The sequence below is a fragment of the Rahnella sp. CG8 genome (assembly GCF_023701875.1).
Classification (GTDB): Bacteria; Pseudomonadota; Gammaproteobacteria; order Enterobacterales; family Enterobacteriaceae; genus Rahnella; species Rahnella aceris.
On the sequence record NZ_JABAED010000008.1, the window covers coordinates 53,834 to 80,211 of the forward strand.

General features: G+C 52.7%; 20 protein-coding genes. 11 read left to right on the plus strand and 9 right to left on the minus strand.

Features of this window, described 5'->3' with window-relative positions; all coding sequences use genetic code 11:
- Window positions 1-12: 12 nt before the first annotated feature.
- On the minus strand, window positions 13-1,518 hold the full coding sequence (pitA, locus tag HGO41_RS09765; RefSeq protein ID WP_013573526.1) for an inorganic phosphate transporter PitA: 1,506 nt from the start codon (window positions 1,516-1,518) through the stop codon (window positions 13-15).
- Between the two features lie 311 nt (window positions 1,519-1,829).
- Between pitA and HGO41_RS09770 the strand changes: the two genes are divergently transcribed.
- On the plus strand, window positions 1,830-3,032 hold the full coding sequence (locus HGO41_RS09770) for a BaiN/RdsA family NAD(P)/FAD-dependent oxidoreductase (RefSeq protein WP_112151949.1): 1,203 nt from the start codon (window positions 1,830-1,832) through the stop codon (window positions 3,030-3,032).
- 140 nt (window positions 3,033-3,172) lie between these two features.
- Here the strand turns inward: HGO41_RS09770 and HGO41_RS09775 are convergent, their stop codons facing one another.
- Together HGO41_RS09775 and HGO41_RS09780 are read right to left on the minus strand one after the other, a co-directional pair.
- Window positions 3,173-3,481, minus strand: coding sequence for a hypothetical protein (locus HGO41_RS09775; protein ID WP_013573528.1), 309 nt, complete (start codon window positions 3,479-3,481; stop codon window positions 3,173-3,175).
- 41 nt (window positions 3,482-3,522) lie between these two features.
- Window positions 3,523-5,178, minus strand: a complete 1,656-nt coding sequence (locus HGO41_RS09780) for a methyl-accepting chemotaxis protein (protein ID WP_112151948.1) — start codon at window positions 5,176-5,178, stop codon at window positions 3,523-3,525.
- Between the two features lie 156 nt (window positions 5,179-5,334).
- Between HGO41_RS09780 and HGO41_RS09785 the strand changes: the two genes are divergently transcribed.
- A complete protein-coding gene (locus tag HGO41_RS09785) occupies window positions 5,335-5,577 on the plus strand; it encodes a hypothetical protein (RefSeq protein ID WP_013573530.1) in 243 nt (80 codons plus the stop codon).
- A 35-nt stretch (window positions 5,578-5,612) separates the two neighbouring features.
- The gene (locus tag HGO41_RS09790; RefSeq protein WP_250980990.1) at window positions 5,613-6,824 is read left to right on the plus strand and encodes a serine hydrolase domain-containing protein; all 1,212 of its coding nucleotides are present in this window, start codon (window positions 5,613-5,615) and stop codon (window positions 6,822-6,824) included.
- A 1-nt stretch (window position 6,825) separates the two neighbouring features.
- Here the strand turns inward: HGO41_RS09790 and olsF are convergent, their stop codons facing one another.
- Window positions 6,826-8,532 (minus strand): bifunctional ornithine lipid synthase OlsF, encoded by a 1,707-nt coding sequence (olsF, locus tag HGO41_RS09795; RefSeq protein ID WP_013573532.1) that lies wholly within the window; start codon window positions 8,530-8,532, stop codon window positions 6,826-6,828.
- Between the two features lie 198 nt (window positions 8,533-8,730).
- On the opposite strand from olsF, the gene HGO41_RS09800 reads away from it, so the two are divergent.
- The gene (locus HGO41_RS09800; protein ID WP_013573533.1) at window positions 8,731-9,957 is read left to right on the plus strand and encodes an MFS transporter; all 1,227 of its coding nucleotides are present in this window, start codon (window positions 8,731-8,733) and stop codon (window positions 9,955-9,957) included.
- On the opposite strand, the gene HGO41_RS09805 is transcribed toward HGO41_RS09800, so the two are convergent.
- The 3 genes from HGO41_RS09805 to HGO41_RS09815 form a co-directional block, all read right to left on the minus strand.
- Complete coding sequence (locus HGO41_RS09805; RefSeq protein WP_014411479.1) at window positions 9,954-10,463, minus strand: GNAT family N-acetyltransferase; 510 nt, start codon at window positions 10,461-10,463, stop codon at window positions 9,954-9,956. The two genes, HGO41_RS09800 and HGO41_RS09805, sit on opposite strands and share 4 nt — an antisense overlap.
- A 432-nt stretch (window positions 10,464-10,895) precedes the next feature.
- Window positions 10,896-12,746 (minus strand): putative phage tail protein, encoded by a 1,851-nt coding sequence (locus HGO41_RS09810; RefSeq protein WP_250980991.1) that lies wholly within the window; start codon window positions 12,744-12,746, stop codon window positions 10,896-10,898.
- A 42-nt stretch (window positions 12,747-12,788) separates the two neighbouring features.
- Window positions 12,789-14,885: a hypothetical protein gene (locus tag HGO41_RS09815; protein WP_250980992.1), complete on the minus strand. Its 2,097-nt coding sequence runs from the start codon at window positions 14,883-14,885 to the stop codon at window positions 12,789-12,791.
- A gap of 237 nt (window positions 14,886-15,122) precedes the next feature.
- Here HGO41_RS09815 and HGO41_RS09820 point away from each other — a divergent pair, with 237 nt between their 5' ends.
- A complete protein-coding gene (locus HGO41_RS09820; RefSeq protein ID WP_013573537.1) occupies window positions 15,123-15,818 on the plus strand; it encodes a pirin family protein in 696 nt (231 codons plus the stop codon).
- Window positions 15,819-15,882: 64 nt separating this feature from the next.
- Here HGO41_RS09820 and HGO41_RS09825 read toward each other — a convergent pair whose 3' ends face one another.
- Window positions 15,883-18,603 (minus strand): autotransporter family protein, encoded by a 2,721-nt coding sequence (locus HGO41_RS09825; RefSeq protein WP_250980993.1) that lies wholly within the window; start codon window positions 18,601-18,603, stop codon window positions 15,883-15,885.
- Window positions 18,604-19,003: 400 nt separating this feature from the next.
- On the opposite strand from HGO41_RS09825, the gene HGO41_RS09830 reads away from it, so the two are divergent.
- From HGO41_RS09830 to gntR, 5 genes are all read left to right on the plus strand, one after another.
- Window positions 19,004-19,327: a PTS sugar transporter subunit IIB gene (locus HGO41_RS09830; RefSeq protein ID WP_013573539.1), complete on the plus strand. Its 324-nt coding sequence runs from the start codon at window positions 19,004-19,006 to the stop codon at window positions 19,325-19,327.
- Window positions 19,324-20,652, plus strand: a complete 1,329-nt coding sequence (locus HGO41_RS09835) for a PTS cellobiose transporter subunit IIC (RefSeq protein WP_013573540.1) — start codon at window positions 19,324-19,326, stop codon at window positions 20,650-20,652. The genes HGO41_RS09830 and HGO41_RS09835 overlap by 4 nt, the downstream gene beginning before the upstream one ends.
- 53 nt (window positions 20,653-20,705) lie before the next feature.
- A complete protein-coding gene (gene gmuD / locus HGO41_RS09840) occupies window positions 20,706-22,088 on the plus strand; it encodes a 6-phospho-beta-glucosidase GmuD (protein WP_013573541.1) in 1,383 nt (460 codons plus the stop codon).
- A gap of 13 nt (window positions 22,089-22,101) precedes the next feature.
- Window positions 22,102-23,019, plus strand: coding sequence for a LacI family DNA-binding transcriptional regulator (locus HGO41_RS09845; protein ID WP_250980994.1), 918 nt, complete (start codon window positions 22,102-22,104; stop codon window positions 23,017-23,019).
- A gap of 105 nt (window positions 23,020-23,124) precedes the next feature.
- Window positions 23,125-24,120, plus strand: a complete 996-nt coding sequence (gene gntR, locus HGO41_RS09850; protein ID WP_014411484.1) for a gluconate operon transcriptional repressor GntR — start codon at window positions 23,125-23,127, stop codon at window positions 24,118-24,120.
- Between the two features lie 144 nt (window positions 24,121-24,264).
- Here the strand turns inward: gntR and HGO41_RS09855 are convergent, their stop codons facing one another.
- Entirely contained in the window at window positions 24,265-24,780 is a 516-nt protein-coding gene (locus tag HGO41_RS09855) for a gluconokinase (RefSeq protein ID WP_013573544.1), read from the minus strand.
- A gap of 246 nt (window positions 24,781-25,026) precedes the next feature.
- Between HGO41_RS09855 and gntT the strand changes: the two genes are divergently transcribed.
- A complete protein-coding gene (gntT, locus tag HGO41_RS09860; RefSeq protein WP_013573545.1) occupies window positions 25,027-26,343 on the plus strand; it encodes a gluconate transporter in 1,317 nt (438 codons plus the stop codon).
- Window positions 26,344-26,378: the final 35 nt, after the last annotated feature.

Genomic DNA, 26,378 nt, shown 5'->3' on the forward strand with positions numbered 1-26,378 from the left:
GTCAGACAATCATCAGATCAGCTTCAGTGCAATCCAGTACAGGACACCGGAAAGCACAATCGACACAGGCAGGGTTAAGACCCACGCCATCGCGATGTTTTTCACGGTTTTCGACTGCACACCGCCACCATCGACAATCATGGTTCCTGCGACCGCAGAAGACAGCACGTGCGTGGTGGATACCGGCATGCCGGTATAGCTGGCTACGCCGATGGAGACCGCCGCCGTGAGCTGTGCAGACAGACCCTGTGCGTAAGTCATGCCTTTCTTACCAATCTTCTCACCGATAGTGGTTGCGACACGTTTCCAGCCAATCATCGTACCCAGCGCCAGTGCCAGTGCCACAGCGATAATGATCCAGATAGGCGCGTATTCAACGGTTTGCAGAATGTCTGTTTTCAGCTCGCCGAGGAAGCGTTTGTCTGCAGGAGAGGTTTCCGGCAGCTTGGCCACTTTATCCGCAGTATCAGAAACACACATCAGCAGGCGACGCATATGGCTGCGTTCTTCCGGTGCCAGGTCGCTGTAAGACTGAAGATTGGTCAGCAGGGTTTGCGCGCGGCCGATAGCGTCAAGTGCGTGGCTGCTGTCGCAGTGGAACACTTTAGGCTCATCGGTCGGTGCGATATTGACGTCCGGTGCCGGCACTATTGGCGTCTGTGCAACCACGTGCGGCACGGCATCAACATGTTGCTGATAATACTGGCCGAGGTGTGTCACGGCGTCGCGGGTACGGGTAATGTCGTAACCGGTCGCGTTCATATTCACCACAAAACCGGCTGGCGCCACGCCAATCAGCACCAGCATGATCAGACCGATACCCTTCTGACCATCGTTAGCGCCGTGAGAGAAACTCACGCCGATAGCCGACAGAATCAGACCGGTACGTGTCCAGAATGGCGGTTTTTTCTTGCCGTCTTTCTTCTCACGTTCCGCGGGTGTCAGGTGGATACGGGCATGTTTCTTATTGCCACTCCAGTAACGGCGCAGCAGGAAAATCATGGTACCGGCGATAATCATCCCGACCAGCGGAGAGATAATCAGCGAAGCAAAAATACCAATCATTTTAGGGATGTTTAACGCATCGACCACAGAGGTGTGAGTCATTAATGCATTGGTCAGCCCTACGCCAATGATGGCGCCGATAAGGGTGTGGGAGCTGGACGCCGGCAGGCCGAAATACCAGGTACCGAGGTTCCAGATGATCGCGGCCAGTAACATAGAGAACACCATGGCAAGGCCATGAGCAGAACCCACATTGAGCAGCAAATCGGTTGGCAGTAAATGAACGATGGCATAGGCCACACTCAAACCACCGAGCAGGACGCCAAAGAAGTTAAATACCCCTGCCATCACGACCGCTAATTGCGAACGCATTGCCCGGGTATAGATGACGGTTGCCACTGCGTTGGCCGTATCATGAAAACCGTTAATGGCTTCATAGAACAGAACAAACAGTAACGCGAGAATCAATAACGAACCGGTATGAATATCCAATCCGGCAAATAGATGCAGCATAATTGTTACGCCAGTTAGTGGTCATGAACGCCGCGCATTATCTGCGAGAACAGGGGGACGGGAAAAGGAAAATATGACATTTTTTTGACTAAAAACAGTTCAATGTTTGGCTTTATTTCAATTAAGTATTTATCTATCAATATGTTATTCCTCCTTTGAACGCAGAAACATTTACTTACGACGTCCGGCAAGCAGTCTGTCTGGCTGGTTTAACAGCCCTCCGTCCCTTACAATCCGCGACTCAAAGCCCCGGTTAACAGGGCAAACCTTATCTAAAACGTAGTTGAATTTCCGGAAAAGAGAGGCCAAAAGTGGAACAGGTTGATGTGGTAGTCATTGGTGCAGGTGCGGCAGGCATGTTCTGCGCAGCACAGGCCGGACAGGGTGGCTGCCGTGTTCTGCTGCTGGATAACGGCAAAAAAACCGGGCGAAAAATTCTGATGTCAGGCGGCGGACGCTGCAATTTCACCAACCTTTATGCCGAACCCGCTGCCTATCTTTCCGAAAACCCGCATTTCTGTAAATCCGCGCTGGCGCGTTACACCCAGTGGGATTTCATCGATATGGTCAACCGTTACGGCATCGCCTGGCACGAGAAAACGCTCGGGCAGCTATTCTGCGACGACTCGGCGCAGCAAATCGTCACCATGCTCGATAAAGAATGCGAGCAGGGCAATGTCGATGTGCGCTTGCGCAGCGAGATTTCCGACGTGCAGAAAACCGAAAATGGCTTTGTTATCAAAGTGAATGGCTCAACTGTAAGCACTCACTCACTTGTTATTGCCAGCGGCGGGCTTTCCATGCCAGGGCTGGGCGCGACACCCTTCGGTTACCGTCTGGCGGAACAGTTTGGCCTGAAAGTACTGCCGACCCGCGCCGGTCTGGTGCCATTTACCCTGCACAAGCCGCTGCTCGATCACTTGCAGACGCTTTCCGGGGTGTCAGTCCCGGCGGTGCTTACTGCTGAAGACGGCACTGTCTTCCGTGAAAGCATTCTTTTTACCCATCGTGGCATGTCCGGCCCGGCCGTTTTACAGCTTTCCAGTTACTGGCAGCCTGGCGAGTTTGTGAGCGTTAACTTACTTCCTGATGTCGATCTGGCGGCGTTTCTGAATGCACAGCGTCAGGAACACCCAAATCAGAGTCTGAAAAACACGCTGGCGATGCAACTGCCGAAGCGTCTGGTCGAATGCCTGCAAACGCTGGGGCAGTTGCCGGACGTGACACTGAAACAGCTGAACGTGCCGCAGCAGGCCGAACTGGTTGAGCAACTGCAAAACTGGCAGGTACAGCCGAACGGCACCGAAGGTTACCGCACGGCGGAAGTCACACTCGGCGGCGTCGATACCAAAGAATTATCTTCAAAAACGATGGCGGCAGCGAAAGTCCCCGGCCTGTATTTTATCGGCGAAGTGGTGGATGTGACCGGCTGGCTGGGCGGATACAATTTCCAGTGGGCATGGAGCTCGGCGTGGGCATGTGCGCAGGATCTGGTGGCTGTTCGTGGCAGTTAACACTCTTCATCCCGTACCCGTCATCATGAGGTGCTGTCTGCGCGGTGAATTAAAAATCCCCCTGAAGGAGCAAGTGATCCTTCAGGGGAAAGATTAAAAAATACCCCGTGCCGCGTTACCGTATCCCCGGTAACACATTCTCAGGACAAAAAACCTTTCAAATTTTCCAGCATGTTGGTCATCATGCCGAAGGCCATATTTACGCTGTGAATGCTGTAATACAGCGTAATATCATTGCGCATCAGGTATGTTTCAAAACGCTTATCTGCCAGCACCGCCTGAACTTCCAGACTGCGATCGCGAAAATGGCGGCAGTTATTAATGTACAAATCCAGCGACCGGTATTCTCCCGTAGCAAGCTGATTCACCAGCGCCGCCATCTGTTCGAAGCTCTCTACCAGCGCCCTGTGTTTTTCCAGATGGCCGGTATGCTCCTGAAGATTTTCCATAATGACGTTCTCCCGGTAATAAGACGACGGTAAAAGCCTGATCAGAAGCTTTGCCAGTCGGCCTCATTGGCTGAGAGTGCCCCCGGCTTTTCCTTGCGTGGAAGGGCACCAAGTGCCTGCGCCGGTTTTGCCAGGGACTGATGCTGAGCCGTGGCGTTGCTGAGGTGGAATTCGCCGACCAGTCTCGCCAGGCCATCCGCCTGATCCTGCAACGAGCGCGAGGCTGAAGAGGCTTCTTCAACCAGCGCGGCGTTCTGCTGGGTCACGTCATCCATCTGATTGACCGCCTGATGCACCTGAGAAATTCCCTGACTCTGTTCTGTTGCCGCTGCGGCAATCTCGTTGACCAAATCAGTCACCTGACGGATGGCATTACCCATGGAGTTCATGTTCTCGCCGACATCGCCCGCCTGATGGGCACCGGCTTCGATCAGGCTGTAGGAAAGGTCGATCAGTTCTTTTATCTCACGCGCGGCGGTGGTCGAACGTTGTGAAAGATTTCTGACTTCACCGGCAACAACAGCAAAGCCTTTACCGTGCTCACCGGCTCGTGCCGCTTCTACGGCAGCATTTAACGCCAGAATATTGGTCTGGAAGGCGATGCCTTCGATAAGCGTGATGATCTCAGTGACTTTGCGCGAACTGCTGCGGATATCACCCATCGTACCCAGCATCGTCTCAAGTGATGATGCACTTTTCTCCGACAGCGCATTCATGTTACCCGCCAGCTGGCTGGCCTGGCGCGTGTTGTCAGCCGTCTGGCGAACCGTTTCACTGAGCTCGGTCATGCTGGCGGCCGTTTGTTCCAGAGAGGCCGCTTGCTGCTCGGTGCGCGAGGAGAGATCTTCGTTACCGGCCGCGATTTGTGCCGAGGCGCTGCTGACGGACTGGGAAGCCGCGCTCACAGACAGCAGCGCTCCGGATACGCGTTGCATCAGGTTGTTGAACGCGCGGGCCATGTTGCCCACTTCATCATGACGGCTGTCATCGGCGCTCACTGTCAGATCAAGCCGCTCGCTGGCAACGGCCATAATCCCCCCGATGTCCAGCAGGCTTTTTCGTACCCGACGGATGGTGGCCAGTGCAAGGGATCCCAACAGCAGGATAATGATCGTTACGCTGCCGCCCATTCCCCACAGTGTGGTGCTGAAAATGCTGTGGTTGGTGGCCCGCAGCTCCTCACCAATGTTGATATTTAAGGTAAGCTGCTTTCGGTAATCGGAGATGAGCTGACGGATAGCCCCGCCGATGCTGTCATCGCCCTCAATCATTGCCAGAGTGACCTCGTCCTGATGCGCCCGTGAAGAGGTCAGAAAGGCGGGAAGCGCCTCCTCCACTTTACGAATATTGTCGAAAGCCACGTGCGTCAGCCTTTCATCTTCAGCATCTGAGATGTCGTGCTGCAGATAATAATCTGTCAGCGTTTTTAACCCGGTAATCTGCTGCTGAATGCGGGTTTCTACTTCAGGCATTTTGCTGTTATCAGTCTGGCTCTGATGTTTATAGAGGGTGAGAGAAAGCTTATTGCTTTGATCAATAAGATTATTGAGATCCTTAATTGAAGGGATCGTATTGACCTGAACATATTCAAACCGGTTCTGGAAACCCGAAATCAACATGATCGCGACGATGCCCATTGTGATAAGGGCCGCAGAAAGCAGCGAGAACGTCAGTAAAAGACGCTGTGTGATGTTCATATTTTCCCCTGATTTTAAAAGTCCCGCCTTCAGGAAAGCGGCAGGATGTGAATCAAGGTTATCGGCAAATGTTGCATCAACATTAATTAAACTGATCTAATTCAACAATTTACGTTAATTCAATGTTCGTGATGTGAATGTTTAAAGTGATTTTTTATGCATTTAAAGAAATTTTTCATTCTCATTGAGTCGGTTTTTGAATTATTCCCGAAGGGGCAGGAAGGTTTGTTGAAAAGAACATCAGGAACACAGCAATTTCTCATTGAAAAGCGCGAAGAAATAACCCAGTCTGCGGCCTGCACTGCGCCATCCGGCATGTCTCTTTCTCTGTCACAAGGTCATCTGATGTTTACCCATAATTGTTACCGTGCTATTGCGCTGTATAAATCAATGAAATGAAAAGAATGACGGGACGATTTACCGGTTTAAGCATCATGCTTCCTCTGCTTCTGACGTCATGCGGTACACTTTCTGAAATGCAGGTGGAGGAAAATCCTCATGAAGTGAAGCAGCTTGCCTGTAGCCAAAATCTTGACGACATGGTGGATACCGTCGCGCAGCGATATCTGCACAGAGAAAAATCCAGCGGCATGGCGGTCGGGATCATCAGAAATAACGGCGCGGCCAGAACCTGGGGTTATGGCTATACCAACGCGGTGAACGGCTACAAAATTGATGGCGAAACGCTATTTGCGCTTGGTTCGGTCAGTAAAGGCGTGACGGGAGAAGTGGTGGCGGGGCTGGTCGACAAAGGGCAGCTAAAGTGGGATGACAAACTGGCAGATTTACTGCCAAAAAATATTCCGCTGAGCGAAGACGCTAAAAATATCACTCTGCTGCAACTGGCGACGCATACTTCGGGATTGCCCCGTCAGAAAATGACCAAAGATATGCTGGAAAGTTTTCTCAGGTATTTATATACCGGCGACAACTTCTATCATGAACTGGACAGCGACGCCGTTGTGGATAATCTGTCGTCATTTAAAAAGCCATTATTGCTTGTGCCGCAATATTCTAATTTAGGGTATGCACTGCTCGGTTATATTCTGAAATTGAAAACTGGTGAAGATATCCAGCAATTATCTTATGCCTTTATTTTTAATGCCTTAAAAATGGGTAACACCAGTTTTTATGCCAGCCAGTTAAAAGCCTATCCGTATCGTGCGATTGGACATGCGGGAGATCAGCCTAAACTTATCCGCCGTGGCGAGGTCGTTCCCGACTGGCATTTCTCGAATAATATGGTAGCGGCGGCCAGCCTTTACAGTAATGCTGATGACTTGCTGAAATATCTGCGGGCGCATATTGATGATTCACAACCAGGCGATCTCAGTGACGCCATTCAGGTGACGGAAAAAATCTATTTCCAGCGAAAAATAGAAGCGGCCAATATTGCCTGGGTCACGGATTATAAAGATGGCCAGATTATTACTTATCAGGTCGGTTATATCGGCGGCTATTCCAGTTATATTGGTTTTGATAAGAAGCATAAAAATGCGGTAGTGGTTTTACAGAATACCTTCAACTGGAGCAATTACATTGGTCATGATTTACTGCTGAAAATGGCAATGGCGGATGACTATAAGGCAACCTGCGGGAAAGAGACGTTTTTCTCCTCCCCCGTTAAAGAGGGAGAAGCCCGGTGATCTATTCTGCCTGATGCACTGCAATATACCGCTCAAACTTCGCCGGTTTTAACTGGCTGAGATCCACCAGCACTAACCCGTCGATGCAGTTGTTGAATTCAGGGTCGCTGCCGAAATCAATAAACTGCACACCACCGGTTTCGCAAAGCTCGGAATATTGTTTATACAACGCCGGAATGCTGCACCCGAGATTCGCCAGCAGGCGTTTCAGGCGCTGCAAGTCTTCCTGATAATCATCGCCGCAAAACTGTGCTAACACATCGGGCAGCGAAGCCGGATACGGACGTCGTGATGTCGCCAGCGGTAATGCCGGGGAGAAATACAGGCGGTAAAACGCCACCAGTAAATCACGGGCGGGCAGCGGCATTCCGCCGGAAATCGACACCGGACCAAACAGATAACGGGTCTGCGGATATTTCGCCAGATACGCGCCGATGCCGAGCCACAGATAATCCAGCCCGCGCTTTCCCCAGTAGGCGGGCTGAATAAAGCTGCGCCCGAGTTCGACACCCTGCGCCAGAATCGGGTCCATCTGATGGCCATAGTGGAACAGGCTCTGGCTGTAGATCCCGTTCAGCCCTTTGCTGGCGACTTGTTCTGCGGTCGGGATGAACCGGTAAGCACCGACAATTTCCAGCGCCTGCGGATCCCATAAAACCAGGTGATAATAATCATCGTCATAGCCGTCGAGATCACGGCGGCGACCACTGCCTTCGCCCACGGCGCGGAACGCGATTTCGCGCAAACGCCCCAGCTCGCGCAAAATCGGCACAGTGTCTTCACCGTGACGACGATAGAGGTAAATCATTTTGCCGTCCGGCGTGTTGCCCAGCACTTCGCTGGCTTCCAGCGCGTGTTTTAGTACCGCACGGTTTTCCGCACGGGCAATCGACGTTTCGGTGTGGAACAAACCCGGCTTGCCAGCGCCGAGGCGGTAAAGGTGTTTACGAAAACGCGCTGCCAGATCGCCCGCCTGCATTTGTCCATCGTGCCAGCTGGTATACGGAATGCGCGCACCGATTTTAAGCGTCAGGCTGTTGCCGCGCTGGCCGAACATTTCATGTACCAGTAAAAGCGTACTGAGCGGGCGGTAAATCATGGAACTGAGATAAAACAGCGCGCTGTTGCTGCCACTGATATGTACCGGCACCACCGGTGCACGGGCTTTGGCGGCGAGGCGGATAAATCCGGTGTGCCATTTTCCGTCGCGCACGCCTTTCGAACTCATGCGGGATACTTCACCTGCGGGGAACACAATCAGCACGCCCTGATTCTCCAGATGTTCCTGCATCTGTGTGACCTGATTGCGCCGCGTGCGGTTGCCCATATTATCCACCGGGATCATCAGGCTGCCGAGCGAAGACACCAGCGACAGCAACTGATTCGCCACCACTTTGACATCCGGACGTACCGACGCCACCGCATGTAATATCGCCAGCCCGTCCAGCGTGCCAATCGGATGATTCGCTACGATAACTACCGGGCCGTAGCTCGGGATTTGCTCCCGGTCGCGCTCGGTCAGTTCACAGCGGATATTAAAATGTTCAAGTACCTGCTCGGCCATATCAATGCCTTTCAGGTGCGGATACTGATCGGCGAAACGGTGAAACTCTTTTTCGCGGAACAGGATTTTTAACAGTTTGCGTTGCCAGGAAGGGGTTTTCTGCTGCGGGTCGAGATCCTGAAACAGGGTATCCATGCTGAACATAGGATGTCCTCCGGTTGAAGTCTCCCGACCATAATCAGCGCGCATGACAGTGATGTGTCACTTTGATGGCAGTACGGGGAAGCCTGAGTAAAACAACGGTTCAATTTGTTGCGAAAGCAAGCCATTGCTAATAAAGTCAAACACTCATTTACGGCTTCGTAACATGCCAGAACCCTTTTTTGTGAGACGCGACTTTCCATGCCTGACGCTGCTTCGCCCGACCTGACTGCCACCAGTCCGTCAAAGACCACGCTGCGAATTCTCTCGATTCTGGTGTTCAATTTTGCCAACTATCTGACCATCGGCCTGCCACTGGCGATCCTGCCGGGTTATGTACATGAGCATCTCGGCTACAGTGCTTTCTGGGCGGGACTGGTCATCAGCCTGCAATATTTCGCGACGCTGCTGAGCCGCCCTTATGCCGGGCGTTATGCGGATAAAGTCGGGCCAAAAAGGGTGGTGATATTCGGGCTGAGCGGCTGCCTGCTCAGCGGTGTGTTCTATCTGCTGGCACTGGGATTTGACGCCACACCGGCGGTCAGTCTGGCGTTGTTATGTCTCGGGCGCGTGATGCTTGGTGCCGGGCAAAGTTTTGCCGGAACCGGTTCGACGCTGTGGGGCATCAGCGTGGTCGGCTCCCTGCATATCGGCAAAGTGATTTCATGGAGCGGGGTGGTAACTTACGGTGCGATGGCGATCGGTGCGCCACTCGGTGTGCTGATTTTCAGTTTCGGCGGCCTGACGCTGTTGTCGGTGTGCATCATTTTGGTGGCGCTGACGGCGCTCATCACCGCGTGGCGCAAGCCGCCGGTGGTCACAAAAGCCCCGGCGCAAATCCCGTTCCGCCAGGTGCTGGGGAAAATATTGCCTTACGGCATGATGCTGGCGCTGGCGTCCACCGGTTTTGGGGTGATTGCCACCTTCATCACCCTGTTTTATGCCGCGAAAGGCTGGCCGGGCGCGGCATTTTCCCTGACATTCTTCAGTGTGGCCTTTGTCGGCATGCGGCTGTTATTGCCCAACAGCATCAACCGTTTTGGCGGATTGCGTGTGGCGCTGGCCTGTTTTGTGGTGGAGATTGCCGGGCTGATTATGGTGTTTTTCGCCCCGACGGCGTGGGCAGCAATGGCCGGTGCTTTCATTACCGGTGTGGGTTTCTCGCTGGTCTATCCGGCGCTGGGCGTGGTGGCAGTCAAAAAGTTGCCGCAGGAAAATCAGGGCAGCGCGCTGGCGACCTATTCGGCATTCCTTGATTTATCTCTGGGGATTACCGGCCCGCTGGCCGGTGTGCTGATGGCGCAGGCTGGCATTGATGCGATTTATCTTGGCTCGGCGCTGCTGGTGCTGATGGCGCTGGCGCTGGTCGTCCGGTTGCTGTTACGTCAGCCTCCGGCTGAAACCAGCGCCTCCGTCAGTGCTGATTAAACCGGTTGCCGTTCGCCACGGATGCGGCCCATATGCAGCGTATCCACCAGCTCGCCGTCGCGCATTGCGTAGCTCGGGCTGAGGCCTTCAACGCTGAAACCGAACTTTTTGTACAGCCCGATTGCGGCATCATTATCGGCATAAACCGTCAGCTCGACGCGGATCACGTGCAACCATTTGTCACACAACTCAAGGGCAGCAGCGATCAGCTGACTGCCGACGCCTCTTCCCTGAAATTGCGTATCCACACCAATACCGAAAGTCGCTACATGACGGCGTCGCCACGGCTGCTCAACCATCAGGGTGAGATTGCCCACCAGTTTGCCGTCGATACACGCAACCAGCGCGAACCGGCCGGGTGCGGCATTGGCAAGGCGATCTTCCCATAGCGTGGCGGGTGGATAAGGGAGTTGCAGGGTGTCGCTGTAAACAGGAACCTGAGCGTATAGGTGTTGAAGCGCCTCTGCATCTGCGGCTTCAGCGTGACGAATGACTATTTCGCTCATGGCGACACTCCTCTTTTTGTGGTTACTGTTTGAATATCCTCTACATTTATCAGGAATAGGAAAACTGTCAATCGAATGTTTGGTGAAAAAAACGCTTTACAAGTGCGAATGATAATGATTATTATTGCCATGCGTTCCGGGGATGGCCTCACACCAAGGTCAAACGGGTCCCCATGAATGCACGACATTGCTCACATTGCTTCCAGTATTACTTAGCCAGCCGGGTGCTGGCTTTTTTTTCTTCATATTTTGAGCGGCAGATGCGTTGGCTGCGTTCGCTCAACCCGGTCACATAGTAATCTATGCTCCCGGGTATTCGCTCGCTTGCCGCCTTCCTGTCACTCAAACTATTTCGAAAAAACTTCCTTTCATATTATGGGGTCGCTCGCTGGCCGCGTTCCTGCGACTCACATTCTTTCGAAAAATCCTGCTTCAGGGAAAACTCATATTCTGCTGCCATATCACCCGATCTCCGGCGGGTGGTTGGGCGATGACGGTGCTGCCGGATAAACGGTTATTAAGGAACATCAGTGAACTGGCGGGTTGTGCGGCGACGTCGGTGAAGTCGAACGTTGCCTGCGTCAGGGTTGAGGAAAGAATATCGATTTGCTTTGGCGCAGTGCCGGAAAGCGTGAAGCCGACCTGATTAAACTGCGATGCCTGAACCGACAGTGTGGAGGATTTCAGCGTGAGCGGTGCAAATTCGGTGGTGGCATTAAACGTACAGCGGACAAAATTCACCGGCGCCGTGCTGTCAAATGAATGCCCGTTGATGTCATTAAATACCGTATCGGTAAAGGTGATGGCGGCAGTGACGTTGCTTTGTACTACCGGCGCGCCGTCCTCCTGCAGGGAAAACTGACACTGACGAATAACGTTCGGGCGCGCAGCGCGTTGCGATGCCTGGCTGATAATCAGGGTGCGGTCAGCGGTACAGCCGGTCATCTGCAAACCGTCGGCATTCACCCACAACATCCCGGACTGCGGGATAGTCTCGTTGGTGATCACCACCAGATCTTCCAGCGTCAGTTCACTCACGCCGGAGCGGGCGACAAACCACGGACAGACGTGCTTACGTACATTGATACGTTTGGCGCTGCCTCCCCAGGTGGCACCGGAATTGGCAAAGGTCATCAGGCCGGAATTGCCGGTATAGGTGAGATCATGTTCGTACTGACCGTGAGTCACGAACGGGCCTTTTTCCGCGCTCTGTCCGCTGGCGTGACAATTCTCGACCAGGCAATATGCCGACGCCGTGAAATCATTTAAATGCCGCGCGTTCGCCACGCTGCAATCACTGACATGTCCATACAGACAATAGATTTGCTGTGTCAGATATCCGGCACCGCCAAAGGCGGTGTTCGGCGGATTAATGAGAGAGCACTGCTGCGTCAGATAATGGGTATTCCAGCGGCGCATCACCACCGGCCAGAACGAGCCCGTCGAATGGATCCCTTCGACATTGGTGTAAACACCGTATTCGAACGCCACCGGATGGCTGCCGCTGATCTGATCAGCCCCCGCCCCGAAGAACTGCATATTTTTGATGGTGACGAATGCGACCGGTTCGACTTTCTGCCAGCTGATCACCCTGCCAGCCAGCAGTTCCCAGCCGTTGTAATAGCCAATCTGAATATGCGTGCTGTCAGGAATCGCGATGATTTCCACCAGCTTTTGCAGCTCGCGTTCCGCCGCGCCTTTCACCGGTGCAACCTGCACTGCATACCAGTCGCCCACGCTGAACAGTGACGAATCCGCGACCGGGAAAATATCCGTTTGCTCCTGCAACGTTTCAGTCAGCGTGAAGGAGACGGGGGTGCCGGTCACCGTGCCCCGGAAGAACAGTACGGCGGCAAACGGGTCATTGACCGGTGCGCTGGCAATGCCGGTGGTGAAAACCCGGTTGTTCTGGAAATCCAGGGTGATGTCTGAGCGTGAGAAACGATGGCGGCGCTGAAAAAGCAAATCTGAAAAAGCGAAGATCTGGCTGATAGCCGGGTCATTGACTAATGCATCCAGCGCATCGTCGGCGGGTTGCTCAGCATTGAGAATACCGAAAGTGCGGAAATCGCCCACGCCCTGATGGATAAGCAGCCAGCGTCCGGTGTCCGAGTGGTCAGAAGGGATGACTGTGCCGTTATTGGCGGGCAGAACGCAGTTTTTGTCCCAGTGATAATGACCGCCGCCGCCGTCACCGGCCTGAAAATAACCATTAACGAAGACATTATGATCCAGACGTATTTTATGATTCTTCAGCGCGGATACAGAATTGAACGTTTTCATGGTGAATCCTTTTAAGGCTCAGAGGTGAGCCACTTTATTTTGTTATATCTCCGTATTTTCAACCACAATATGCGGCCCTGTACTGGCTGGCACAACGGATCGGGTATTTATCATGATATTGTTCTGTTCAATAAAATAAGACGGACGGGAAAATGCCTTATCTGTGAATAACCGCTTACCGTGCGTGAATGTCACGTGATGCGCCTGATAATGATTAATGCCGGCGGTAATGTGAATATGAAGCTGATCGTCACCGGTCACTTCAGTTTGCATTGGGCCTAATCGCCAGGTCACAGGATGTTCGCCGGTCCGTGAAAGTAAAGGCCGGGAGGCCTGATCGCTGGACAGTGTGGAATCACCATTAATAACGATTTTCTGAGGTTCATCCGCCGTTAATATAAGGGACACATTTTCAAGACGGCAGGCGTTAAAGTTAACTTCTTTATTTTTAATTAACAGCGAAACATCTTTGTCCGTTCCTTTAAACTGGCAATGGGAAAAATACAGCAGCGAATGGCCATTAATGGAATTTCGGGCTTCGGCCGCCGGATGGGAAACAATAAACGGGTCATCCGGCGCGAGGTTACTGATAGTGGAATCATGGCGAGGATCCAGTACGAACCCGCAGTTTTCGAATACGTTCATTTTGATACTGCGCTGACTGTTTTGCAGTAATGTCAGTTCTCCGCTGAGGCTGCAGTTTTGCACCGTCAGTCCGTCGCAATTCAGGCGCAATATGCCGAGATTATCCTGTTCCACACTCCGGTAAATGTGCACATCCGTTAAGGTCAGATCAGTAACGTGCGTGTCGGCTGTCAGCATAGAACAATGGTGCTGGTTGATGACAATACGTGCCGCCGACTGTCCCCAGGGTTTGCCGGAATTGGCCAGTGTCAGGATGCCGGAGTTGGCCGTAAAATGCAGATCATGTTCATACTGACCGTGCGTGACGAAAGCACCGGAACTGTCACCGTTGCTGTGACAGTGCTTTACCACGCAGGAAGAGCTGGCGGTGAAATCGTTAAGATGCCGGGCATTGGATGCCGTACAGTCCGTAATCACGCCATACTGACAGTAAATTTGCTGAGTCAGATAGCCTGCGCCGCCCCAGGAAACCGAAGGTGGATTAGTCAGCGAGCATTGTTCGGTGCGAAAGAAGGTATTCCAGCGACGGAAAATGACTGACCAGAATGTCCCCTGAGCATGAACATTCAGAACATCGCAATAAATGGCATATTCGAAGGCGACCGGCTGGGAACTGCTATTAGCCAGCTGCCCCTCTGCGACATATTGCATGTTCTGAATACAGACATTCTCAACCGGCGTGACTTTGCGCCAGTGCAGTTGGCTTTGGGCGTCCAGCGCCCAGCCGCTTCTGTAATTGAGCCGGATATGCGTTTCATCAATCTGTTCTGTCACCTGCACCAGTCGTTGTATTTTGCGTTCCCAGTGGCCGGAGACTTTGTCCGATTCCAGGCAATACCACTGGCCGACAGGATATAAGCTGCTGTCATCTACCGGATAGATTTCTGACAATAAAGGCAAAGGATCCCTGAGAAGGGATATTGATGTTTTTTCTTCTGCTATTCCCCTGAAAAAGAAAATAGCGGAGAGGTAATTATTTTTGGCATCTGCCAGGGTTTCCAGTCCTGTCGCGGTCACTGTCTGGCCATTAAAATCGAGGGTGATATTTGAACGGTTAAAGCGATGGCGCGACATGAAATTCAGCGAGGTATGTGCTTCAATCCGGTGAATAAGCGGATCACTGATCATCGCCTTCAGTGCCGCATCTGCAGCATTTTGTCGGTTAACTATACCAAACTGACGAAAATCCATGACGCCGTTATGTAATTGCAACCAGCGGCCTTTAGCGGATTTTAACGAGGAAATAACGGTGCCCTGATTGGCCTCTTTCTCACTGTTCGCATCCCAGTAAACCAGTTTTGGCGCACCATCTCCGGCAAAGTAATATCCCAAAACCATCGCGCAGGTCCGGTCAGCAGGCGCAGGGAGGTTTCTTAACGCCATAATGTTGCTCGCGCTAATCATTTTATCCGGATTAATTTCAACGGCTTTAAATAATCCCGCCGACACTACACCACCGGTTATTCCCGCGATCAACTCGCGGCGGTTAATCATGATAATTTCCGGAAACAGATGTCACATTAATTTACCTTAAGGAGTTTCTTCTTTGAGTATTGTACCGATGGGTAATTAAGCAACCTGTACAAGAACAATTTACCTCAACCTTCCTCAAATCCTTTGGATTGAGTCACCTGCATTTGTTCATATTTTTTGAACAGAGGGGTGAAGTTTTTACGCTTTCTTATTCTCAGGCGTTGACTAGACTAGAGAAAACATTGAGGAGAGTTGAACATGATCTATTTACGTCAGGCACAAGAACGCGGTCACGCCAGTCACGGCTGGCTGGAAAGCTGGCACACCTTCTCTTTCGCCGATTATTACGATGCACAATTCATGGGATTCTCCGCACTGCGGGTGATCAATGAAGACTTTATCGATGAAGGACAGGGTTTTGGTAAGCATCCGCATAAAGACATGGAAATTCTGACCTATGTGCTGGAAGGCACCGTGGAACATCAGGACAGCATGGGCAATAAAGAACAGATCCAGGCGGGGGAATTCCAGATTATGAGCGCCGGGACCGGGGTGACACACTCTGAATACAACGGTAACAGCGACCGTAAACTGCACCTTTATCAGATCTGGATTATCCCGAATCAAAAAGGGCTGGAACCGCGTTACGAACAGCGTATGTTCGATGCGCCGCAGGGGCGCCAGTTAGTGCTTTCACCGGATGCCCGCGACGGTTCGCTGAAAGTGTTCCAGGATATGGAGTTGTCCCGCTGGGCGCTGAAAAAAGATGAACAGTCGGTTTATCAGATTCAGGCTGACCGCCGCGTGTGGATCCAGGTGGTAAAAGGCACCGTGTCCATCAACGGTAAGAAAGCCGGGCAGAGTGATGCGCTGGCGATCTGGGATGAAACGGCATTGTCCGTTCACGCAGAGGAAGACAGCGAAATTCTGCTGTTTGACCTGCCGCCAGTCTGATCATGGTGAAGTCAAAAGCAAAAGGCGGTGCTCCGGCATCGCCTTTTTTTGCATCATTCATTCGTCATTTGAAGCTGACATTAATACCGATATTGCCCCGGTAACCTTCCTGTTTTCCGTCAAAGCCACGCTGATAATTCACGCTGGTGTAAAACGATGCATTTTTACTCAATGGTGCTGTGATCCCGCCACCTGCTTTCCAGGCGCTTTGCGAGAAATCAGGCGAAATCTCAGTGCTGCCGATGGTGACGGCGGGCGCATCGCTGAGCGTCGATACTGCGTCGATATTCAGGTATGGCGTAATGTTGGGCTGATCTACCTGAGGCTGATGAGAAAGCCGCAAACCGCCGCGTGCCTGTACGCTGTTGTCGGCGGTTTTCGCTACCGCGGCAATACCGTCATTGAACCCTCTCATATGCAGATACTGATAAATCACCTGCGCCTGGGGTTCGAGCCTCCAGCTTTGGGTTATTGCAAAGGGAATGCCGCTTTCCGCTGAAAGCGCCACGCCGTAGCCGTCCTGTTTAGCTTCCGTTTCACTCTGGAATTCGGTGTGGTAATCGGTGACTTGCCCGACGAAATCCAGATACGCGCCGCTGTCGGTCTTCACGGTGTAATAGCCGCCAATGCCGTAAGCATCGGTAGACACATCTCCGGTATCGGTGGATTCACCGACCAGCCCGCGGGCGCTGTCCGAGCTGCTGGTTTTCTGATCCCCCAGCGAAATCATCACCCCGGCATGCACATTATTCCCGCGCGGTGTCTCATCCTGATACAAATCCTTGCCGATCTGGATATAACGAATGTCGCTGTCAAAACTGAAGCGACCTACATCATAATTATCATGCGATCCGCCGACGCGTGCCCATGTGCCATCCTGAGCACGTTTGACGCTATCGCCGGTACGTTCGTGATAAGACCCCATTGAGCTAAAGCCGTACTGCCGGTTAAGGAAGGGCGCGGCAATGTAACCCACGACATCCGTCCGGTAGGCGATCACCGGTTTAGGTGTGGGTGCAGGTTGCGGTGTGGGCTCCGGTGTCGGGTTAGGGGTCGGGTCAGGATCGGGCACTGGTTCCGGCGGCGGCACCGGCTCGAGCCAGGTGCGCAGATACCAGTCTTTTGGCGACGTACTGCCGCCTTTATAGAGATAATAATCGTATGCCCCCGCACTGACTTTTCTCAGCAATTTCAGCGACGATGTGTCATCCCCATCCACCTGCACCAGACGGATCCCGTCGCCTGTCGTCAGCGCACCATTGCCCCCGGCATTGCGCACCAGCACCCCAAAATTGCCGCTGGCGTTACCCTGAACATGCAGTAAATCGGTGGGGGAATTATCGCTGCCCAGTTGCGTGTTGAAATTCAGGGCACCGTTGCCGGAAAGCGTGCTGGCGGTAAGTGTGTGGAATGCCCCCTGCTGCGGTTGGGTGAAGTTCATCAGGCTGTTATCGAGCGATAAATCCCCGAGCACGGAATCGCCAGTCAGATTCCACACCGACTGATTATTCAGCGCCAGTGAATTGAGGTTTTGCACCGAGCCGGTCAGCACGGAGGCATCCAGTGTGACATCGGTTTTCGCCGTCGTCGCATTGATAATATTGCCGATAATCTGGCTTTTGCCGCTGACATTCACCGTACTGATGCCGTTATCGGCAAAGGTCATGGCCGCGTTAATACCGACAATGCGGGCGGCGTTTTCGATGATCACTTGCGCATTACCGTTGTAAATCTTGCTGATGCCGATATTGCCGCTGTTTATGGTCGCGTTATCAATGCGAACGTTTTGCCACTGATCGTCTGTCATGGGGGCGCCGCTCAGTGACAGGCCGACGGAGTCATTGCCCGGTGTGGAAATAAGCAGTTCATTTTCCAGAATCAGGTTGTTAGCGCCGAGGAATGTTATGCCGTTAGTGGACGTCGCCTTCGTGGTAATGGATCCGCCGTTGATCCGTACATTGCTGTCGTTTTCCAGCATCACGCCGTTGCCATATTGCCCGGAGGTGTGGATGTCGACATTCTTCATTTGTAAATTACCGAACGACAATATCACGGCATTGCTCTGATCTTTCTCTGTGATGATGGTTCCGCGATCATAAGTGACATTTGAGAAGCGGTCAGCGGACCCGTCGATACTTATCCCCTGGCGAACCTGAGATAAAATTGACGTATTCAGTAATGTGGCATCGGCATTGTTGATGGCTATTGCCGAACTGCTGGACATTCCCGAAAGATGATTAACAGTCAGCCCGGTGGCATTCAGCGTGGCGCCATTATTCACCTCAACGGCATTATCCGCATTATTGGCGTTAATTGTGGTATTAATCATATTCGCGGTGGCGTTATTATTAATCACCACTGCCGCACTGTTAGAATTAAGGGTCGCGTCGTTGATATTTAAAACACTGCCTGCATCTTGTATCGTCACCGCATGGGAAATTTCCCCGGATTGACTGTTGTGATTAATCACGGAATCTTTCCCGATATTAATGACACCGCCATTTTGCGCGACAAGCGAGGAGCCAAGCTGGCTGCCGGAAGCGTTGAACGTGTTAGCCAGGAACGTCAGTTCTGCGCCGTTATTGACCATAATGCCATATTTTATCAACGGGTTATCGGCGACAATATTTTCGTTATCCTTGGTGGATAAGGTCAGCTTTTGATTGTTCGTCAGCAGCAGTGGCAGGGTGTAATTTGCCGCACTGGCGCTCATGACGGCAATATTGGGCAGGCAACACGCCAGCAGAATACATCGTGTAATTTTACAGGTGTTAAACGCCGGCATCAGGCATTCCTTAAAGATAATAAGCGGTGAATGCCGGACAATGTATTGATTAATTTCCCACCGACAAAATCATTCCATATCAATTTTTAACATCACATAGTGCGTGATATTAATCAGGTCTTATTTTGATTTTTGACGGTTTTAAATATCCTGCTGATGAGTAATTTAATCCCTCCGTGATAATTGTTATCTGGTTTTTCCTGTAGCGTGAGTTTCTTACTGCGCGAATGAAAAATGCGCAAAATGTGAAACGTTTCACATTGCCGGACAATCACCGTGAAATTTTATGAACAGGTTCGCACATTTTCCCTGAAGCCATGGAAACCGGTTTCCATAAAGCCTCAAATACCCTCAACAGGCTAAAAAGGGCAGAACATTAATCATCTCGGAGTGAAGCAAAATGAAAAGAATCATGCTTTGTTGTTCGGCGGGGATGTCGACCAGTTTGTTGGTGCGCAAGATGAAAGAAGTGGCGGCGGAACGCGGAGAAGAGGTGCAGATTGATGCATTCGGTGCCAGCGAGTTTGATGAAAAATTCCGTGATTATCAGGTGGTACTGCTCGGACCTCAGGTGCGTTACATGCAGGCTGATTTATCTGCCAGAGCGGCAGAATTCAACATTCCGGTCGAAACCATCAACATGATGGATTACGGCATGCAGCGCGGTGACAACGTGCTCGACTTCGCTTATGGCCTGATCGCACAGGAAGGAAGCCGCGTATGAGTGGCCTTTATCAGGCGATGGTTAACGTCATCGAAAAACACATCACGCCCCTGGCGGGCAGCGTTGGCCAGCAGCGGCATGTGATCGCCATCCGCGACGGCTTTATCGCTGCGCTGCCTTTTATGATTATCGGTTCGTTCATGCTGGTCTTTATTTTCCCGCCATTCTCGCCGGATACCACCATGGGATTTGCGCGCGGGTGGCTGGATCTGTCGCTGAAATACCGCGAGCAGCTGATGTTGCCGTGGTATCTGAGCATGGGCGTGATGACGTTTTTTATTTCGGTAGGCATTGGCGCAAGCCTCGGCAAACATTACAAGCTTGATCCGATCATGACTGGTTTACTGGCGTTTATGGCGTTTCTGCTGGTGGCCGCGCCGTATCATGACAAACAAATCTCGACGCAGTATTTCTCCGGCGAAGGCATTTTCACCGCGATCCTGACGGCGATTTATGCCGCCGAAGTGTATGCGCTGCTCAAACGCCGCAATATCACCATCCGCCTGCCGAAAGAAGTGCCGACCGGCGTGGCGCGCTCGTTTGAAATTCTGATCCCGGTGGTGGCGATTGTCGCCACGCTGCACCCGCTGAACCTGTTTATTCAGTCCACCACCGGCATGATAATTCCTGAAGCCATCATGCATTTGCTGGCACCGCTGGTTTCTGCGTCGGATTCCCTGCCAGCGATTTTGATTTCAGTGTTTATCTGTCAGGTACTGTGGTTTGCGGGGATTCATGGCGCGCTGATTGTCACCGGCATCATGAACCCGTTCTGGATGACCAATCTGGCGCTCAACCAGACGGCGTTGCAGGCCGGTGCGCCATTGCCACACATTTATCTGCAAGGATTCTGGGATCACTATCTGTTAATTGGCGGCGTGGGGTCGACCTTACCGCTGGCGATTTTATTGCTGTGCAGCAAGGCCGTGCACCTGCGCACCATTGGCCGGATGGGGGTGGTGCCGAGCTTCTTTAACATCAATGAACCGATCCTGTTTGGCACGCCAATTATCATGAATCCGGTATTCTTCCTGCCGTTTACGCTGGTGCCGATGCTGAACGCTATTTTTGCTTACACCGCCACCAAACTCGGCTGGGTCGCGCAGGTGGTCTCGCTCACACCCTGGACAACGCCTGCGCCAATCGGTGCGTCATGGGCCGCAAACTGGGCATTCAGCCCGGTAATTATGTGCCTGTTCTGTATGGTGTTATCAGCCGTTATGTACTATCCGTTCCTGAAAGCCTATGAACGTACGTTGCTGAAACAGGAAGCGGAAAAAGCCCTGGCACAGACGGCGGGCAATGCCGTGCCGGCAAACAGTTAAACAGTCAAATAATTCAGTTAAAAACGTAAAGCTAACGGACAGCGAGGATGACGATGAAATACGCATTTCCAAAAGAATTCTGGTGGGGCAGTGCCAGTTCAGCGCCGCAGACGGAAGGTGAAACCCTGAGCCACGGAAAAAGCGCGACGGTGTGGGATCACTGGTATTCACAACAGCCGACGCGCTTTCACAATGACGTCGGTCCGCAGGATACCTCGACGTTTTACAAAAACTGGCGCGAAGATATCGCGCTGCTGAAACAGCTCAATCACAACACCTTCCGCACCTCGATTTCCTGGGCGCGTTTGATCCCCAACGGGCGTGGTGAAGTGAATCAGGAAGCGGTCACGTTTTATAACCAGGTGATCGACGAAATGCTGGCGCAGGGCGTACAGCCGTTTATCAATCTGTTCCACTTTGATATGCCGATGGCGATGCAGGAACTCGGCGGCTGGGAAAACCGGGACGTCGTGCAGGCTTACGCAAAATACGCCGATACCTGTTTCGAGCTGTTCGGTGACCGCGTGAAGCATTGGTTTACGTTCAACGAACCGGTGGTGCCGGTGGAAGGCGGTTATTTGTATGATTTCCATTACCCGAACGTGGTGGATTTCAAACGGGCTGCCACCGTGGCGTATCACACTATGCTGGCCCATTCGCTGGCAGTGAAGGCCTATCGCGCCCGCAATTCTGGCGGTGAAATCGGCATTATTCTTAACCTTACGCCGTCTTATCCGCGGTCACAGAATCCGGCTGACCTGAAAGCCGCTAACATTGCGGACCTGATGTTTAACCGCAGCTTCCTCGATCCGGCGCTGCGCGGTGAATATCCGCAGGAACTGGTGGAATTGCTGAACAAATACGATCAGCTTCCGGCCTGCCAGCAGGGCGATAAAGCACTGCTGCAACAGGGTGTGGTGGATTTACTCGGCATCAACTATTACCAGCCGCGCCGTATTCAGTGCCGCGACAGTATGGTTAATCCGGAAAGTCCGTTTATGCCGGAATGGTTCTTCGATAACTATGTCATGCCGGGACGTAAAATGAACCCGCACCGTGGCTGGGAAATCTACGAGCAGGGCATTTACGATATTCTGACCAATCTGCGTGAAAACTACGGTAATCCGCGCTGTTTCATTTCCGAAAACGGCATGGGTGTGGAAAATGAACTGCGCTTTGAACAGGCGGGGCGGATTGATGATGATTACCGCATCGAGTTTGTCAGCGGGCACCTGAAATGGCTGCACCGCGCCTTGCAGGAAGGCAGTGGTTGCCTGGGTTATCACATGTGGACATTTATTGATTGCTGGTCATGGATGAATGCCTATAAAAACCGGTATGGTTTCATCCAGCTGGATCTGGAAACGCAGAAGCGTACGGTGAAGAAAAGCGGCGAATGGTTCGCGGCGGTGTCTAAAAATAACGGTTTCGATTAACACAAGGAAAGACATGGCAAACATTAACGACGTTTCGCGGCTGGCGAAGGTGTCGAAAGCGACGGTGTCCCGTGTCCTGAGTGGCAGCCGCGGTGTCAAAGAAGAAAGCCGCCTGGCTGTGATGCAGGCGGTGGAAACACTGCAATATAAACCGAGCGTGATTGCGCAGTCGCTGTCCACGCAGTCTACCGGTTGTATCGGCGTGATTTGTGCGACCGAAAACATCAATCAGTCCACCGGTTATCTCCACGCGCTGGAAAAAGAGTTGCGGCTGAATCAGAAGTATCTGCTGCTGCGCTTTGCCACCGACGCAGCGAGCCTGACGCATTCCGTAGCTGAAATTGGCCGTGGTCTGTGCGATGCGATGATTGTGATCGGTGCGCGCTTTCCTTTGCCGAAACTTCCTGAAAACGTGATCACCATTGATTGTCTGGATGCGGATTCAGCACGCAGCATTCACTTTGACCGCAGCTTTGCCGCCGAAACTGCCTGCCAGTATGTGCTCAAACAAGGGCGCCGGCAGATTGCCCTGATCAACGCGGAAAACAGCGAAACCGCCGGACAAATCTTGCAGGGATATCATCTGGCACTGGAGAAGTTCCTGCTGCCTTACGACCGGCGGCTGGAGCACAGCGGCGCAGATGCGCTGACGAAACTGCTGGCACAGAACGTGCCGTTCAATGCGCTGCTGGTGCCGGACGATGCCACCGCGCAGGATGCACTCCGTCAGCTCGCCCTGCACGGGCGCGCCGTGCCTGAAAATGTGATGGTGTTCAGTCTCGACAGTACGCTGCCTCCGGGCGTGTCTGCTGTTCCGGCGATTGCCTATCCGCTGGAAACCCTGGCACAACGCGCGATGGCGCTGCTGACCGGCCAGTTCTCCGCCAATCCCAGCGCACCGGTTCGCGGCCAGCTTTCGTTACCTTCCTGATAAACCTCTCATGTCGCGCAGCAACGGATATCCGCCTGCGCGATTGTTTGCTAACATCACTCTCTGATCCCTTAACCTTTTCAGCGGCCCATCTCTTTGATGAATATGAAGAAAAAAAGACCCGTACTCCAGGATGTTGCCGACAAGGTGGGCGTCACCAAAATGACGGTCAGCCGTTATTTGCGTAACCCTGAACAGGTTTCCGGCGCGTTGCAGGAAAAAATCTCTGCGGCGCTCGACGAGCTGGGCTACATCCCCAACCGCGCACCGGATATTCTTTCTAACGCTAAAAGCCGCGCCATCGGTGTGCTGCTGCCGTCGCTGACCAACCAGGTGTTTGCGGAAGTGCTGCGCGGCATCGAAAGCGTGACTGATATCCACGGTTATCAGACCATGCTGGCGCACTACGGCTACAGCCAGGAGCGCGAAGAACAGCGTCTGACTTCACTGCTTTCCTACAATATCGACGGACTGATTTTGTCCGAACGCCATCACACCGCGCGTACGCTGAAGATGATTGAAGTGGCCGGTATTCCGGTGGTGGAGATGATGGACTGTGTGTCGCCGTGTGTGGATCTGGCGGTCGGCTTCAACAACTTCGAAGCCGCGCGGCAGATGACGCAACAAATTATCGCGCGCGGCCATCGTCATGTGGTGTATTTCGGCGCTCGTCAGGATGAGCGAACCATTATCAAACAGCAGGGTTACGAGCAGGCGATGCGTGAATCCGGTCTGGAGCCTTACAGTGTGATGACCAGCCGTTCTTCCAGTTACAGTGGCGGCGCGGAATTACTGCGTCAGGCGCAAAAAGACTGGCCACAAATCGACAGTATTTTCTGTACCAACGATGACCTCGCGGCGGGCGCATTTTTTGAATGTCAGCGCCAGGGGCTGAAAATCCCTTCACAAATGGCGATTGCCGGTTTTCATGGGCACAACATGGGGCAGGCGATGGAGCCACCACTCGCCAGCGTGCTGACACCGCGCGAAAGAATGGGGCAAATCTCCGCCGAACGTCTGCTGGCGAGACTTCGCGGCGAAGAAGTGGTGCCGAGAATGGTGGATGTCGGGTTTACGATTTCTGCGGGTGGAAGTATTTGATTTGTTGAGCCTGGTTTACTTGCCACTTTGAATCCGGGTGGTGCTCGTCCTCCTCACGTACTACGTGTACGCTCCGGGGCCTGTGCTCCATCCGAATCCAAATTGGCTGCGCCACCGACGGCTCACCTGTGGCTTTTTAAAGTCTTACTTCTGTACCGTCTTCAAAGCCGCGATACAGCGATCTACCACACCTTCAAACTTGTGATCGATATTCACGCGCAACACATCCGGTTCGTCTTCGCCCGGTTCTTCGAGCGCATCGAACTGGCTGCGCAGTAAATCGGTCGGCATGAAATGTCCGGCACGCGCTTTAAGGCGCTCGGCAATCACTTCAAAACTGCCTTTCATGTAGATGAATACCATGCCTTCGTTGTCTTTACGCAGGGCGTCACGGTAGCGACGCTTCAGTGCAGAACAGACAATGATGCCGGTTTCATTTTTATGGCGCAGGCTGTAAGCCGCGTCGTTGAGACGCAATAACCACGGCGCGCGGTCATCGTCGTTCAGTGGCGTGCCGCTGGCCATCTTTTGAATATTGGCGCGGGGATGAAGATCATCGCCGTCGATAAATTTCGCGTTAATTTCACGGGCCAGTGCCGCGCCGACGGTGGATTTACCGCTGCCTGACACGCCCATCAGAATGATGCTTTGTCCTGCCATAAGTATGATCTCTATCCCAAAATGAACATTTTGACTGCGTAGTGAGTCCTAATATTACCATGTTACCGGTATCATGATACCGGTAACAAATGGAGATGTGACTAATATCACAAAGGAATGCACTGCTGTTTTAGCGGTCGCGGTCTGTACCCGTAGCACTGTTAATTCCTACAACATCTTGAAAATTAAAAACAATGCTTCACCCGGTTTTTAGTCATACCCGGGTGACAGCGTGAGGGGAAGAATATGCCATTAGTTATTGTAGCGGTGGGTGTCGCACTGCTGTTGTTACTTATGATCCGATTTAAGCTTAATGGCTTCATTGCACTGATTCTTGTCGCGCTGGCGGTGGGGATTATGCAGGGAATGCCGGTCGATAAAGTCATCACCTCGATCAAAAACGGGGTGGGTGGGACGCTTGGCAGTCTTGCGCTGATCATGGGCTTCGGTGCCATGCTCGGTAAAATGCTGGCGGATTGCGGTGGCGCACAACGTATCGCGACCACCCTTATCGAAAAGTTTGGCCGTGAGCACATTCAGTGGGCGATCGTGCTGACAGGTTTCATCGTCGGGTTTGCCCTGTTCTATGAAGTCGGTTTCGTGCTGATGTTGCCACTGGTCTTCACTGTGGCCGCGGCGGCGCGTTTGCCATTGCTGTATGTCGGGGTTCCGATGGCGGCTGCGTTATCCGTTACACACGGGTTCCTGCCTCCGCACCCTGGTCCGACGGCGATTGCGACGATTTTCCATGCGGATATGGGTAAAACACTGCTGTTTGGTTCACTGCTGGCGGTGCCGACGGTGATTCTGGCAGGGCCGGTGTATGCGCGCTTCCTGAAAGGTATCGACAAACCGGTGCCTGAAGGTCTGTTTAACCCGAAAACCTTCACGGAAGAAGAGATGCCGGGCTTTGGCGTCAGCGTCGCGACTTCACTGGTGCCGGTTATTCTGATGGCATTCCGCGCACTTTGCGAAATGATCCTGCCGAAAGGGCATCCGGTGCTGGCGTATGCTGAATTCTTCGGCGACCCGGTGATGGCAACGCTGATTGCGGTGCTGATCGCTATCTTCACTTTCGGTCTGAACCGTGGCCGTAAGATGGAAGATGTGATGGCAACTGTGACCGATTCCATCAAAATCATCGCGATGATGTTGTTAATCATCGGCGGTGGCGGTGCGTTTAAACAGGTGCTGGTGGACAGCGGTATTGAAAAATACATTGCAGCTCTGATGGACGGCAGCACGCTCTCGCCAATCCTGCTGGCCTGGTCCATTGCGGCGGTTCTGCGTATCGCATTGGGGTCTGCTACCGTGGCAGCGATTACTGCGGGCGGTATTGCCGCGCCACTGATCGCCACCACGGGCGTCAGCCCTGAACTGATGGTGATCGCCGTCGGTTCCGGCAGCGTGATTTTCTCGCACGTCAACGATCCGGGCTTCTGGTTGTTCAAGGAATATTTCAACCTGAGCATTGTCGAAACCTTCAAATCCTGGTCTGTGCTGGAAACCATCATTTCCCTGTGCGGTCTGGCGGGATGTCTGCTGTTGTCGATGGTCGTCTGACGACAAATTGTTAGCATATAAAAGGCGAGCCGTGT